Here is a 13,607-nt window from a genome sequence, read left to right as displayed (position 1 = left end):
GCCAAAGGTAATCATTTGTGATGCATTACACCCATCGCAAGGCCGAATGCGCAGCGGCCGCACCGCTGGCCATGCTGAGCGTCAGCAGATAACCGCCCGTCGGCGCCTCCCAGTCCAGCATCTCGCCGGCGCAGAAAACGCCCGGCAGCGCCGTCACCATCAGGTTCGCGTCAAGCGCATCGAATCGCACGCCGCCTGCCGTGCTGATGGCCTCGTCGACGGGGCGTGCGGCGCGCACTCGCAGTGGCAGCGCCTTGATCGCCTCGGCCAGGCGCTGGGACTGGTGCATGTCCTCGCGGCTGAGTTGCTCGTGCAACAGGCCTGACTTGATGCCATCCAGGCCGAGCCGGCTCTTCAGATGGCTGGACAGCGACCGGGCGCCGCGTGGGTGGTTGACCGCCGCCGCTACCTGCGCGGCAGTGCGATCCGGCAGCAGGTCGATATGACAGGTCGCGCCCTCGCCACCAGACGCATTGATCTCGTCGCGCAAGAGCGCCGCGGCCGCATACACCAGACTGCCTTCGATACCGGTAGCGGTCGCGACGAACTCGCCCTTGCGCGCAAACGAACGGCCCTGCCTGTCGGTGAAAGACAAGGCCACAGACTTGAATGGATGGCCCGCAAAGCGGCTCGCGAAGTGCTCGCTCCAACCCACGTCGAAGCCGCAGTTGGCAGGCTGCAGGGGCGCTAGCGCAACCTGCCGCGCGTGGAGCCACGGCCACCAGGCGCCGTCGGAACCGAGCCGCGACCAACTCGCCCCGCCCAACGCAAGCACCACCGCATCGGGCCTGGCTTGCTGCTCGCCCTGCAATGCGCCGAAGCGCAATGCGGTCGCCGGTGCCTGGTCGTTTTCCCATCCCAGCCAACGATGGCGCATGTGGAACTGGACGCCTGCCGCGCGCAAGCGATGCAGCCACACGCGCAACAGCGGTGCGGCCTTCATGTCCTTGGGGAACACCCGGCCGGAGCTGCCGACGAAGGTCTCGATGCCGAGGCCGTGCGCCCAGTCCTGCATCTGCCGCGGCCCGAAGGCCTCGAGCATCGGCTGCACCTGCGCCTGGCGATCGCCGAAGCGGCTCGCAAAAACGTCGAATGGCTCCGAGTGCGTGAGATTGAGCCCGCCACGCCCGGCCAGCAGGAACTTGCGGCCCACCGAGGGCATGGCGTCGTACAGGTGGACTTGCACGCCGGCCGCGCTCAGCACTTCAGCGGCCATCAGGCCCGCGGGGCCGCCTCCGACAACGGCAAGGGTCTTCTTCTGGTTCATTCGATTCGATGGGTGCGACAACCTGCGTGCACGCCCGGCCATGCTGGCCGGATTTCCAATGGGTTGTCAGGGGGAAAACTATGGCCACGATAGCCCGCGCCCTCGGCACGGCATATCTTGGTTTCTGTCACAATGACCCGCACTTTAGCGGCACTACTGCTCACCGCACCCAAAGGACAAGACATGGCAAGCGACCTCATCAAACACATCTCCGATTCCTCTTTCGAAGCCGACGTCCTGCAGGCCGGCAAGCCAGTGCTGGTCGACTACTGGGCCGAATGGTGCGGCCCGTGCAAGATGATCGCGCCAATCCTCGACGAGGTCTCGAGCACCTATGAAGGCAAGCTCCAGGTCGCCAAGATGAACGTCGATGAGAACCGCGACATCCCCGCCAAGTTCGGCATCCGCGGCATTCCCACGCTGATGTTGTTCAAGGACGGGCAATTGGCTGCCACCAAGGTAGGCGCCATGAGCAAGGCACAGTTGACCGCCTTCATCGACCAACAGCTCGCCTGATCCAATACGGAGGACTACGCGCAAGGCGTAGCCCTCCGGATTTGCTGCATAATCGGCAGCAGATCACCGGCACGCCACAAGCGCCCCGGTTCGAGTTCCCCGGTTTGTGAGGCACCTCTCGCCTCACATTTCAAACCTCCCCCCGTATTTCAGTTGCTACCCCGCAGAGGGGTCATTCAATGCACTTAAACGAACTCAAGGCACTCCACGTGTCTGAAGTCCTCAAGCAGGCCGAAGCGCTTGAGATCGAAAACACCGGCCGCATGCGCAAGCAGGAATTGATGTTCGCCATCATCAAGAAGCGCGCGAAGGCCGGCGAACAGGTCTTCGCCGACGGCGTTCTCGAGATCCTGCCGGACGGTTTCGGTTTCCTGCGCAGCCCCGACACCAGCTTCACGGCCAGCACCGACGACATCTACATCAGCCCGAGCCAGGTGCGCCGCTTCAACCTGCACACCGGCGACATGGTGGAAGGCGAAGTCCGCACGCCCAAGGACGGCGAGCGCTACTTCGCGCTGACCAAGCTCGACAAGGTCAACGACGGCGCGCCCGAGCAGAACAAGCACAAGGTGATGTTCGAGAACCTGACGCCGCTGTTCCCCAAGGAACAGATGAAGCTGGAACGCGACGGCGTCAAGAGCGACGAGAACATCACCGGCCGCATCATCGACATCATCGCCCCCATCGGCAAGGGCCAGCGCGCCCTGCTCGTGGCGCCGCCCAAGAGCGGCAAGACGGTGATGATGCAGCACATCGCCCACGCGATCAGCGCCAACTACCCCGACGTTCACATGATGGTCCTGCTCGTCGACGAGCGGCCCGAAGAAGTGACCGAAATGCAGCGCACGGTGAAGGGCGAGGTCATCGCCTCGACCTTCGACGAGCCTGCCGCGCGTCATGTGCACGTCGCCGAGATGGTGATCGAACGCGCCAAGCGCCTGGTCGAACTGAAGAAGGACGTGGTGATCCTGCTGGACTCGATCACCCGCCTCGCGCGCGCCTACAACAACGTCGTGCCCTCGTCGGGCAAGGTGCTGACAGGTGGCGTGGACTCCAATGCATTGCAGCGTCCGAAGCGCTTCCTGGGCGCCGCGCGCAACGTGGAAGAAGGCGGCTCGCTGACCATCATCGGCACCGCGCTGGTCGATACCGGCAGCCGCATGGACGAAGTGATCTTTGAAGAATTCAAGGGCACCGGCAACAGTGAAATCCACCTGGACCGCCGCCTCTATGAGAAGCGCGTGTTCCCGTCGATCCAGCTCAACCGCAGCGGCACGCGCCGCGAGGAACTGCTGCTCGCACCCGAGATCCTGCAGAAGACCCGCATCCTGCGCCAGCTCATGTACAACATGGACGAGATCGAGTCGATGGAACTGATGCTCAAGAACATGAAGGCGACCAAGACCAACGTCGAGTTCTTCGACATGATGCGTCGCGGCGGCTAGAAGGAGCGAATCTTTCTACTGCGGCCGCCGATCTCGGGTCTGCGCTGCTCGCCGTACCCAAGTACGGCTGCGCTGCTCAACCCGACCTCGGCGCCCTCGCTACGAAATCTTCACCCCTTCTGCGTCCGTTGTCGGTCACCGCAAAAAGCGCGTTGCCCCTCAAAGGCAACGCGCTTTTTTCATGGCGCGAGCGCGCGGCCTTCCCTGGCGCTGCGGGCCCCGAGGTCCAGCAACTCCATCAGCGCGACGGCCTGCTCCGGTGGCACTGGATTCGGGCCCACGCCGAGGATCGCGTCACGCACGGCGGCGTAGTAATCCACATAGTTGCCGCGGCGATTGGGCCACTCGATGGTCTGCACCCAGTCGCCCACCGCGTGCACCTTGAGTTCTCCTACCAGCGGGTCGATTCCCCAGCCCTCGCCGCCCGGGCGTTCGCCGGCCTTCAGCGCGTCTTCCTGCACGTCGACGCCTTGCTTCACATAGCTGCCGCGGGTGCCATGCAGGATGTAGCGCGGGGCGGCATGCGCGGCCAGCGTACTCGCGTGCAACACCACGCGCAGCGGAGCGTGCGGGCCGGTTTCGTAGCGCAGCAGCGCGTGGAAATGGTCGTTGACACGGGCTCCGTCCCGCAGCGCGGCGGTGTCGAGCTGAAGGGTGTCCGGCTTGCCAAACAGTTGTATCGCCTGGTCAACCAGATGCGCGCCCAGGTCCACCCAGAGGCCTGCGCCGGGCACGTCTTGCTCGCGCCAGCGCTGCCGGACCTCCGGGCGAAACCGGTCGAAGTGCGATTCGAAATACACCGGGCGGCCGAGCTTGCCGCTGGCGATGACGTCGCGCAGTGTCAGGAAATCGGCGTCGAAACGCCGGTTCTGGTAGACCGCGAGCACCCTGCCCTGTTGCCGGGCCAGGTCCGCCAACACGCGCGCCTGCGCCGCGTCCAGCGTGAAGGGCTTGTCCACCACCACGTGTTTGCCGGCCTCCAGCGCGGCTTTCGCGACGGGGAAATGGGCCTCGTTGGGCGTCGCGACGACGATCAGGTCGATGTCGGGGAGTGCCAGCATGGCAGGCATGTCGGGAACGACGACGGCGCCGGGCCAGTCGGCCAGCGCCTTTGCTGCCTGCGAACTCATGATGGCGCCCAGCGCCAGGCCGGGCACGGCGGACAGCACTGGCGCATGAAAGGTCTGGCCTGCAAATCCGTAGCCGACGAGGCCGGCGCGCAGTGTTCTGGTGGTCATGAAGTGGCGGTGTTTGCCTGCAAATGCGCCAGTATGCGATAATCGAAGGCTCCGCGAAAAGTGCGGCCGGGATTTCGCTCGGCGTGGCTCTCGCATCGACCCAAAGGAAAGACCATGAAAGCAGGCATCCACCCCAATTACCGCGAAGTGCTGTTCGTCGACATGTCGAACGGCTTCAAGTTCGTGACCCGTTCGTGTGCGAACACCAAGGAAATGGGCAAGACCGACGACGGCCGCGAACTGCCGCTGTTCAAGCTGGACACCACCAGCGAATCGCACCCGTTCTACACCGGCACGCAGAAGTCGGTGGACAACATGGGCGGTCGCGTCGAGAAGTTCCGCAACCGCTTCGGCAAGACCACCGGCGCCGCTTCCAAGTAAGCTTGCCGCTCCAGGTCCAGGCAGCCCGGTTTACCGCGCTGCCTTTTTTTTCGTTTCAAGCACCTTTCACGCCCGTCCGTTGAGCCAGCCGACGCCCGCCATCGTTGCCCAGGCCGCAGTGCGCCGCTTGCCGCGGGTCGCGCTGATATTGCTGTGCGCCGCCTACCTGATGCCGGGGCTGGTCGGCCGCGGGCCGTGGAAGAGCGCGGACGTCGCGGCATTCGGCTACATGACGGAACTGGCGCGCAGCACCGAGGGTGTGGCGCGCTGGTTCGATCCGCTGCTGTTCGGCCTGCGGCCCGAAACACCCGCCCTGCTGCCCTATTGGATCGGCGCCTGGGCGATCAAGCTCGCGCCGGCGTGGATCAATCCCGACCTGGCAGTGCGCTTTGCATTCGCCCTGATGCTCTGGGGCACCTTCACCGCAACCTGGTACGCCGTCTACTACCTCGCCCGAACGCCGGCCGCCCAGCCCGTGGCCTTTGCCTTCGGCGGGGAGGCCCGGCCCACGGACTATGCCCGCGCCATTGCCGACGGCGCACTGCTCGCGCTGCTGGCCACGCTGGGACTGCTGCAACTCGGCCACGAGACCACGCCAGCGCTGGCACAGCTCTTCTTCACAGCCAGCCTGTTCTACGGCGTGGCCGCCCTGCCATACCGCCCAGCCGGTGCGCTGGCCGCGCTGGCCCTGGGTGGCATCGGCCTGTCGCTCAGTGGTGCGCCGGCACTGGCGCTCATGCTCTGCGTGGGCTGCATCGTTTTCCTGGCGAGGGATCGCAAGCAAGGCCTGGCGAGCGATGAAGGCGATCGGGAAGACGCAGGCCGCCCCTACCCGCTCTATGCGCTGCTGGCGGTGATCGTGGTCGGGGCGGTCGGCGTCGGGCTTGCCGTGTCCTACGGGCTGTTTCGCTGGCATGTCGTGCTGCCGGGCGCCGGTGAGGCCTCGCTGGTCAAGGACATTCGAAGCCTGGTGAAGCTGCTGCTGTGGTTTCCCTGGCCGGCGTGGCCGCTGGCCGCCTGGACGCTTTGGCGCTGGCGCCGGCAACTTACGGCACGCCATGTGATCCTTCCCCTGTGGTTCGTGCTGGTGCCGCTGGCCGCCACGATCACCACCGATTTCTCGGAGCGCTCGCTGCTGCTGTCCTTGCCGGCATTCGCCACGCTGGCGGCCTTTGCACTGCCGACCTTTCGCCGCAGCGTGGCGGCGCTGCTGGACTGGCTGACGCTGCTTACCTTCACCACGTCGGCGATCTTCATCTGGCTCTACTGGATCTCGCTGCAGACCGGGATACCGCCCAAGCCGGCCGCCAACGTCGCGCGGCTTGCACCTGGCTTCGTGCCCAGCTTTTCCGCCACGGCCTTCGCATTCGCGCTGGCGGCTACGGTGGCCTGGTTCTGGCTGGTGCGCTGGCGCACCGGGCGCCATCGGGCGGCGCTGTGGAAGACGCTGGTGCTGCCGGCCGGCGGCACCGCGCTGTGCTGGATGCTGGTCATGACGCTCTGGCTGCCGGTGCTCGACTACGCGCGCAGCTATGCGCCGCAGGTGCAGATGATCTCGCAACGGGTCGGCAACACGCCCTGCATCTCGGAGCTGGGCCTGCAGCGCGCGCAGCTGGCGGCGCTGCTGCACCATGGCCACTTCGAATTGCGCCCGCTCACCGGCGCCCAGGATTGCCGCTGGCTGCTGGTCAACCCGGACGTGATCGCCCGGTTGCACAACGTCATCGACCTGAACCTGTGGCGCTTCGACGGGACGCTGCGCCGCCCCGCCAGCGATACGGACGACCTGCTGCTCTACCAGCGCATCGCGCCGTGACCGCGGGCGCACGGAACAGCGAACGGCGCGTGATCGCGCGCCATGCCGGCACGGTTCTGGTCGGGCAACTGGCGGTGATGGCCTTTGGCGTGTGCGACACCATCGTCGCGGGCCGCTATGCGGAGGGTGCGCTGGCGGCGCTCGCGGTCGGCTCGGCCATCTTCATCAGCGTGTATGTGTCGCTCATGGGCGTGCTGCAGGCGCTGCTGCCGGTGTGGGCCGAGTTGCATGGCGGACAGCGCACGGCGGAGGTCGGCCGGTCGGTGCGGCAATCGCTCTATCTCTGCGGCCTGGCGATGGTGCTGGGCATGGCGATCATGCTGAATCCGGACGCGCTGATGCGATGGACGGGCGTGCCCGACGCCATGCAGCACGAGGTGGGCCGGTACCTGTTCGTGCTCGCATTCGGCTTGCCGCCGGCCTTGCTGTTCCGCTTGTTCGGCACGCTGAACCAGAGCCTGGGCAAACCACAACTGGTGACTTGGCTGCAAGCGGCTTCGTTGGCGCTGAAGGTGCCGCTGTCGGTGTGGCTCTGCTTCGGTGGCGCGGGCATGCCGGCGCTGGGGCTGGTCGGCTGCGGATGGGCCACGCTGATCGTGAACTGGAGCATGCTGCTGTGCGCGATGTGGCTGCTGAGGAATGCCAGCTTCTACCGCAGGTACAACTTCTGGCAGCGGCTGGAGACACCGGACTGGCAACAGTTGGGCCAGTTCCTCCGGCTTGGCGGACCGGCCGGGCTGGCGGTGCTGGTGGAAATCACGTCGTACACGCTGATGGCGCTGTTCATCGCCCGGCTGGGCACGGCGGCTGCCGCGGCGCACCAGATCGCATCGAACCTCGTGGGCGTGGCCTACATGGTGCCGATGTCGCTTTCCATCGCGACCAGTGCGCGCGTGAGCTTCTGGCTCGGCGCCGGCGAGCCGCTGCTGGCGCGGCGCGCGTGCCGCAAGGGCTTTGAATTGATGATCGGCATGGCACTGGCGCTGGGCGCACTCATGGTGCTGCTGCGCGGCTGGCTGGCCGGCGTCTATTCGGGCGACACGCGAGTCGCGGCGCTGGCCGCCGTGCTGCTGTGCGCGGCCTCGGCCTATCACATGGCGGACGCGGTGCAGACCATGTGCGTGTACGTGTTGCGCTGCTATCGCGTGACCGTCGCGCCGCTCGTCATCTACTGCGCGCTGCTGTGGGGCGTGGGGCTGGGCGGCAGCTACCTGCTGGCCTACCGGGGACTGGGTCCGTGGGAGGCCATGCAATCGCCGCTGGCGTACTGGTTGATGAGCGCGGCGGCGCTGTGGCTCACCGCCTTGCTGTTCGCCGCGCTGCTGTGGCGAACGATCAAGCCGCGACGGCGCGCGCAGCCCGCACCCGCGTAGGCGAGAACAGCAGCGCAAAACGCGAGCCTTGCCCGGGTTTGCTGTCGATGCGCAGTTCGGCGCCGTGGCGCTGCGCGATGTGCTTGACGATGGCCAGCCCCAGCCCGGTGCCGCCGGTCTCGCGCGAGCGGCTGCGGTCGACGCGGTAGAAGCGCTCGGTGAGCCTCGGGACGTGCTCGGGCTCGATGCCCGGCCCGCTGTCGCGCACGGCGTATTCACCACGGCCGTCCGGAAGCACCTGCCAGGTCACCGCAATCTCGCCACCGCCGGGCGTATAGCGGATCGCGTTGCTCAGCAGGTTGGACATGGCGCTTTGCAGCTCAGTCGATGCGCCGGAAATCTCGGAATCCGCCTCGATCGCGAAGCTCAGCTTGTGGCCCTGCGGCACCAGCCTGCCGGACAGGCCCCGCGCCTCGTCCTCGCATTGCGCCAGCAGCGCCCGCACGCGTGTCCACTGGCTCGACGGCGGCGCCGCGCTGCCTTCGAGCTTGGACAGGGTCAGCAGGTCGTTGACCAGCATTTCCATGCGCTGCGATTGCTGGCCCATCAGCCGCAGGTAGCGCGCGCGCTCCTCGGCGTCGAGTGGCAGGTTCTGCAGCGTTTCGACGAAGCCCGCCAACACGGTGAGCGGCGTGCGGATCTCGTGCGAGACGTTGGCGACGAAATCGCGCCGCATGGTCTCGGCCTGCTCCAGCGCGGTGATGTCGCGGGTCAGCAGCATGCGGCGATTGCCCGCATAAGGATGCACCTGCACCGAGAGCCGCAACGGATGGCCGCCCCGCATGACCGTACGCGCGGGCGCGTCGATCAGCACCTGCCGGCTGTAGTTCCACGATGCCAGGTAGGCCACGAAGGCCGGGTCGCGCACCAGGTTGGCCAGGTGCTGCAGCAGGTCGCGCTCGGCGTCGATGCCGAACTGCGCCGCTGCCGTCTGGTTGCACCATTCGATGCGGCCCTGCTCGTCGAGCAGCACCACGCCATTGGGCGACGCCTGGATGGCCGCGAGGAATTCCTGCAGGCGCTCCTCGGCTTGCTGCGTCTGCTTTTCACGCTCGCGCAGCAGCTTGCGGATGCGCTCCGACAACTCGCCCCAGACACCCGGCCCGCGCGAAGGCAGGTTGGCCACATCGTTGCGCAACAGGCCCAGCAGCCGGGCCGCGCGCCATGCGTCGAGCACGAGCCACAGCAAGGACCCGAGCCATGCGCCGACCCATGCGAGCGGCCATCCGAACAGCCCCCCAGCGATCGCAGCCCCCAGGGCGGACGCTATCAGGAACGTAGCAATTCGGAAGGGCATGTCGGGAGATTATCCGCGCCAGGCTGCGCGGGAAGGCTGTATCACCGCGGGCGGTCAGGCAGTGATCTGGGTCGTCAGGCGATAGCCCGCACCTCGCACGGTCTCGACCATGGCCGCAGCGGCGCCAAGCGATTCGCGCAGGCGCTTGACGTGCACGTCGACCGTACGTTCCTCGATGTAGACGTGGTCGCCCCAGACCTTGTCGAGCAGTTGCGAGCGGCTGTGCACGCGCTCCGCATGCTGCATGAGGTAGGCCAGCAGCTTGAACTCGGTGGGCCCGACCTTGAGCGACTGCGTCTGCCAGGTCACGCGGTGCGTGGAAGTGTCGAGCACGAGGTCGCCGATCTCGACGCGCTCGGTCACGGTTTCCGGCGCGCGGCGGCGCAGCACGGCGCGAATGCGCGCGAGCATCTCCTGCGTCGAGAAGGGCTTGGTGATGTAGTCGTCGGCGCCGGCGTCGAGGCCGGCCACCTTGTCAGGCTCGTCGCCGCGCGCGGTGAGCATGAGGATCGGGATGGCCTTGGTGCGCGGGTCCTTGCGCCATTGGCGCGCCAGCACCAGGCCGCTCTGGCCGGGCAGCATCCAGTCGAGCAGGATCAGGTCGGGCAGGCCCGCGTCGATCTCGCGCTGCGCCGCCACGCCGTCTTCCGCCCACAGCGGCTCGAAGCCGTTGTGACGCAGGTTGACGGCGATCAGTTCGGCGATCGAGGACTCGTCTTCGACGATGAGGACTTTGGGCTTCTTCATGTATTTGGGGTCATGAGATCGGGAACGGGTACCGGACGCAAAGTCCGGTGCCGTATTCACTGCAATGCCGACTCGATCTCTTCCATCGAAGTGTGCCGCACATCCTCGCCCTTGACGATGTAGATGATGAATTCGGCAATGTTCTTGGCATGGTCGCCGATGCGCTCGATGGCCTTGGCCAGGAACAGCAGGTCGAGGCTTGCGGAGATGGTGCGCGGGTCTTCCATCATGTAGGTGACCAGCTTGCGCACGAAGCCGTCGAACTCCTGGTCGATCAGGTCGTCTTCCTTGAGGATCGACAGGGCCGCCGCGGTGTCGAGCCGCGCGAAGGCATCGAGCGCCTTGCGCAGCAGGCCCGAGGCCAGGTCGGCCGCGATGCGGATCTCGGTCGACGGCAGCGTGCGGGCGGAACCGCTCTCGATGATCGACTTGACCATGCGCGCGATCTTGTTGGCCTCGTCGCCGACGCGCTCGAGGTTGGCCGTGGTCTTGGAGATGGCGATCAAGAGGCGCAGGTCGCGCGCGGTCGGCTGGCGGCGCGCGATGATGGACGACAGGTCGCGGTCGATCTCCATCTCCATCGCATTGACGCGGTGCTCGGTTTCCATCACACGGTCGGCTGCGTCGGCATCGAACTGCGACAACGCGTAGACGGCCTTGTGAATCTGCGACTCGACCATGCCGCCGAGTTCCATCACGCGCGACGAGACGCCGTTGAGTTCGCTGTCGAACTGGCTGGAGAGATGTTTTTCAGTCATGTGGTGTCCTTAACCAAACCTGCCGGTGATGTAGTCCTCGGTTTCCTTGCGCTTCGGCTTGAAGAACATCTGCTCCGTCGCGCCAAACTCGATCAGGTCGCCCAGGTACATGTACGCCGTGTAGTCGCTGCAGCGCGCCGCCTGCTGCATGTTATGGGTCACGATGACCACCGTGTATTCGCTCTTCAATTCGGCGATGAGTTCCTCGATCTTCGCGGTGGAGATCGGGTCGAGCGCGGAGCATGGCTCGTCGAGCAGCAGCACTTCGGGCTTGATCGCGATGCCGCGTGCGATGCACAGGCGCTGCTGCTGGCCGCCGGAGAGCCCGGAGCCGCTCTGCTGCAGCTTGTCGCGCACTTCGGTCCAGAGCGCGGCCTTCTTCAGGGCCCACTCGACGCGGTCGTCCATGTCGCTGGCGCTGAGGTTCTCGAACAGCTTCACGCCGAACGCGATGTTGTCGTAGATCGACATCGGGAATGGCGTCGGCTTCTGGAACACCATGCCGACCTTGGCGCGGATCAGCGCCACGTCCTGCTTGCTGGTGAGCAGGTTCTCGCCGTCGAGCGCGATCGTGCCTTCGGCGCGCTGCTCGGGGTATAGCTCGAACATGCGGTTGAAGGTGCGCAGCAAGGTCGACTTGCCGCAGCCCGACGGGCCGATGAAGGCCGTGACCTTGTTCTCCGGGATCTCGAGGTTGATGCCCTTGAGCGCGTGGAACTTGCCGTAGTAGAAGTTCAGGTCCTTGACCGAGATCTTGGAGCGCGCGGGTTGCGCGAGTGTGGCGGACATGTTGTCTTTCAAAGCTTGTTGCGCGTGAGGACTCGCGCGAGGATGTTGAGGCCGAGCACCGCGACCGTGATCAGGAACACGCCGGCCCAGGCCAGTTGCTGCCAGTTCTCGTACGGGCTCATCGCGAACTTGAAGATGGTCACTGGCAGGCTGGCCATCGGCTGCGAGATGTCGGCGGTCCAGAACTGGTTGTTCAGCGCCGTGAACAGCAGCGGCGCCGTTTCGCCGGCGATGCGGGCCACCGCCAGCAGGATGCCGGTGACGACGCCGGCGCGTGCCGCGCGCAGCGTGATGCTGATGATGACCTTCCACTTCGGCGTGCCGAGCGCATAGGCCGCCTCACGCAGTCCCGGCGGCACGAGTTGCAGCATGTTCTCGGTGGTGCGGATCACCACCGGGATCACGATCAGCGCCAGCGCCAGCGCGCCGGCCAGGCCCGAGAAGGTCTTGAAGTACGCCACCACCACCGCATAAACGAACAAGCCGATCACGATCGATGGCGCCGACAGCAGGATGTCGTTGACGAAGCGCGTCACGCTCGACAGCCAGCCCTTCGGGTTGTACTCCGCGAGGTAGATGCCGGCCATGATGCCGATCGGCGTGCCGACGAAGGTGGCCATGGCCACCATCACCAGCGAGCCGAAGATCGCGTTGGCGATACCGCCAGCCTCGTTCGGCGGCGGCGTCATCTCCGTGAAAGTGGCGATCGCCAGGCCCCCGATGCCCTGGCGCAGCGTTTCCCAGAGGATCCACACGAGCCAGAACACGCCGAATGCCATGGCCGCCAATGACAGCGTGAGCGCGATCTGGTTGACGAGCTTGCGGGTCGCGAACTTTGCCGCGCGCGTTTCGTTGAGCGCCTTGGCGGCCAACAGTTTCTCGGCAGTCGTCATGCCTTCTTCCCTTCACTCTTCTGCATGCGCTGCAGCAGCAGCTTCGACAGCGACAGCACCACGAAGGTGATGAAGAACAGCACGAGGCCGAGGTACATCAACGCCGCCTGGTGCATGCCGGCGCCGGCTTCGGCAAACTCGTTGGCCAGTGCCGAGGTAATGCTGTTCGCCGCCTCGAAGACCGACAGCGAGTTGAGCTGGTTGGTGTTGCCGATCACGAAGGTCACCGCCATGGTCTCGCCCAGTGCGCGGCCGAGGCCGAGCATGATGCCGCCGACGACACCCGCCTTGGTGTACGGCAGCACCACCTTGGAGACGACCTCCCAGGTGGTCGAGCCGAGCCCATAGGCCGACTCCTTCAGGAGCGGCGGCGTCACCTCGAACACGTCGCGCATCACCGAGGCGATGAACGGGATGATCATGATGGCCAGGATGATGCCGGCCGAGAGAATGCCGATGCCCACCGGCGGACCGGACACCAGCGCACCGAGGTACGGCACGCCGCCAAGCAACTGTTGCAAGGGTTGCTGCACGTAGGCGCTGAGGATCGGCCCGAACACCAGCAGGCCCCACATGCCGTAGACGATGGAAGGCACTGCGGCAAGCAACTCGATGGCCGTGCCCAGCGGGCGCTTCAGCCAGGCCGGCGACAGCTCGGTGAGGAACAGCGCAATGCCGAAGCTCACCGGCACGGCGATCACCAGCGCGATCGCCGAAGTGGCCAGCGTGCCGTAGATCATCACGAGGCCGCCGTACTCGTCCTGCACCGGGTCCCAGACCGTGCTGGTCAGGAAGCCGAGGCCGTACTTCGAAATGGCGGGCCAGGCGCCGACCAGCAGCGACAGCAGGATGCCGAACAGCAGCGCCAGCGTCAGCAGCGCGGCGCCCTTCGCGGCCCAGCCGAACAACTGGTCGGTCAGTGCACCGGTGCGCGGGCGCTTGGCGGGCGGCGGCGTGAGCGTCGCACGTTCGGCCGCAAGGTCAAGCGCGCGGGCGTTGGCAGGAAATGTGGATGACAAGGATGACTCCGACAGTGACGTGGTCGGCGCGCGCTCCAACGGTGTGCTGCTCACGCGCGCCGCTCCGA

Annotated in this window: 13 protein-coding genes; 5 read left to right on the top strand and 8 right to left on the bottom strand. The window is 66.1% G+C overall.

Translation table 11 applies throughout. From position 1 onward, the window contains the following. Window positions 1–25 precede the first annotated feature (25 nt). Window positions 26–1,267, bottom strand: a complete 1,242-nt coding sequence (locus HB681_RS33775) for a TIGR03862 family flavoprotein (RefSeq protein WP_213959261.1) — start codon at window positions 1,265–1,267, stop codon at window positions 26–28. A 183-nt stretch (window positions 1,268–1,450) separates the two neighbouring features. Between HB681_RS33775 and trxA the strand changes: the two genes are divergently transcribed. After that, window positions 1,451–1,783: a thioredoxin TrxA gene (gene trxA, locus HB681_RS33770; protein ID WP_213959260.1), complete on the top strand. Its 333-nt coding sequence runs from the start codon at window positions 1,451–1,453 to the stop codon at window positions 1,781–1,783. Between the two features lie 179 nt (window positions 1,784–1,962). Further along, the gene (rho, locus tag HB681_RS33765) at window positions 1,963–3,228 is read left to right on the top strand and encodes a transcription termination factor Rho (protein ID WP_213959259.1); all 1,266 of its coding nucleotides are present in this window, start codon (window positions 1,963–1,965) and stop codon (window positions 3,226–3,228) included. 179 nt (window positions 3,229–3,407) lie between these two features. Here the strand turns inward: rho and HB681_RS33760 are convergent, their stop codons facing one another. After that, the gene (locus HB681_RS33760; protein WP_213959258.1) at window positions 3,408–4,466 is read right to left on the bottom strand and encodes an oxidoreductase; all 1,059 of its coding nucleotides are present in this window, start codon (window positions 4,464–4,466) and stop codon (window positions 3,408–3,410) included. Between the two features lie 114 nt (window positions 4,467–4,580). Here HB681_RS33760 and HB681_RS33755 point away from each other — a divergent pair, with 114 nt between their 5' ends. From HB681_RS33755 to HB681_RS33745, 3 genes are all read left to right on the top strand, one after another. Continuing rightward, window positions 4,581–4,847, top strand: a complete 267-nt coding sequence (locus HB681_RS33755; RefSeq protein WP_213959257.1) for a type B 50S ribosomal protein L31 — start codon at window positions 4,581–4,583, stop codon at window positions 4,845–4,847. A 79-nt stretch (window positions 4,848–4,926) separates the two neighbouring features. Next, a complete protein-coding gene (locus HB681_RS33750; RefSeq protein ID WP_213959256.1) occupies window positions 4,927–6,663 on the top strand; it encodes a hypothetical protein in 1,737 nt (578 codons plus the stop codon). Then, window positions 6,660–8,036, top strand: coding sequence for an MATE family efflux transporter (locus tag HB681_RS33745; RefSeq protein WP_345944800.1), 1,377 nt, complete (start codon window positions 6,660–6,662; stop codon window positions 8,034–8,036). The genes HB681_RS33750 and HB681_RS33745 overlap by 4 nt, the downstream gene beginning before the upstream one ends. On the opposite strand, the gene phoR is transcribed toward HB681_RS33745, so the two are convergent. The 6 genes from phoR to pstC are packed head-to-tail and all read right to left on the bottom strand — an operon-like array spanning window position 7,999 to window position 13,593. Then, window positions 7,999–9,333, bottom strand: coding sequence for a phosphate regulon sensor histidine kinase PhoR (phoR, locus tag HB681_RS33740; protein WP_213959255.1), 1,335 nt, complete (start codon window positions 9,331–9,333; stop codon window positions 7,999–8,001). The genes HB681_RS33745 and phoR overlap by 38 nt on opposite strands. Before the next feature lie 54 nt (window positions 9,334–9,387). After that, entirely contained in the window at window positions 9,388–10,080 is a 693-nt protein-coding gene (phoB, locus tag HB681_RS33735) for a phosphate regulon transcriptional regulator PhoB (RefSeq protein ID WP_213959254.1), read from the bottom strand. A 56-nt stretch (window positions 10,081–10,136) separates the two neighbouring features. Further along, on the bottom strand, window positions 10,137–10,838 hold the full coding sequence (gene phoU, locus HB681_RS33730; RefSeq protein ID WP_213959253.1) for a phosphate signaling complex protein PhoU: 702 nt from the start codon (window positions 10,836–10,838) through the stop codon (window positions 10,137–10,139). A 9-nt stretch (window positions 10,839–10,847) separates the two neighbouring features. After that, on the bottom strand, window positions 10,848–11,627 hold the full coding sequence (gene pstB / locus HB681_RS33725; protein ID WP_213959252.1) for a phosphate ABC transporter ATP-binding protein PstB: 780 nt from the start codon (window positions 11,625–11,627) through the stop codon (window positions 10,848–10,850). A gap of 8 nt (window positions 11,628–11,635) precedes the next feature. Further along, on the bottom strand, window positions 11,636–12,520 hold the full coding sequence (gene pstA / locus HB681_RS33720; RefSeq protein ID WP_213959251.1) for a phosphate ABC transporter permease PstA: 885 nt from the start codon (window positions 12,518–12,520) through the stop codon (window positions 11,636–11,638). Then, window positions 12,517–13,593, bottom strand: a complete 1,077-nt coding sequence (pstC, locus tag HB681_RS33715) for a phosphate ABC transporter permease subunit PstC (protein ID WP_213959250.1) — start codon at window positions 13,591–13,593, stop codon at window positions 12,517–12,519. The genes pstA and pstC overlap by 4 nt, the downstream gene beginning before the upstream one ends. Window positions 13,594–13,607 lie beyond the last annotated feature (14 nt).

The sequence above is a fragment of the Variovorax sp. dw_954 genome (assembly GCF_018449755.1).
Lineage (GTDB): Bacteria > Pseudomonadota > Gammaproteobacteria > Burkholderiales > Burkholderiaceae_C > Variovorax.
The sequence above is the reverse complement of the archived record's forward strand: the minus strand, read 5'-3'. Positions and strand labels throughout refer to the sequence as shown.